Origin of the sequence: Pseudomonas tremae (assembly GCF_001401155.1) — a bacterium.
GTDB classification, from domain to species: Bacteria; Pseudomonadota; Gammaproteobacteria; order Pseudomonadales; family Pseudomonadaceae; genus Aquipseudomonas; species Aquipseudomonas tremae.
The window spans coordinates 1-365 of the sequence record NZ_LJRO01000298.1; the positions used below are offsets into that span (position 1 = coordinate 1).

1 protein-coding gene is annotated in these 365 nt (G+C 61.1%); it reads left to right on the top strand.

What is annotated here, in order from left to right; genetic code table 11:
• Positions 1-365 (top strand): TonB-dependent receptor plug domain-containing protein (locus tag ALO43_RS16860; RefSeq protein ID WP_157062323.1); only part of this gene is annotated, 365 nt, incomplete at its 3' end.

Genomic DNA, 365 nt, shown 5'->3' on the forward strand with positions numbered 1-365 from the left:
ATGCGTCGTACTCTCGTTTCACTTTGCGTCATTCAAGCGATCTCTCAAGCCGCCTGGGCTGACCAGGTTACTGCCGGGCAACCTTCCGTAGAGTTGCAGAATATCGACATCCAGGGCGCTGCCAATGCCGAAACGGCGCAAGGGCCGGTCGAAGGCTATCGGGCCACACGCTCCGCCAGCGCCACGCGCACCGATACCTCGCTGCATGAAACGCCACAGTCCGTCAGCGTTGTGACCCGCGACGCGGTAGAAGACATCGGTTCCACACGATTGCAGGACGCTCTGGACTACGCGGGTGGCGTCGGGCGGGCCAACAACTTCGGCGGTCAAGGGTTGACTACATTCACGGTGCGCGGTTTTACCAC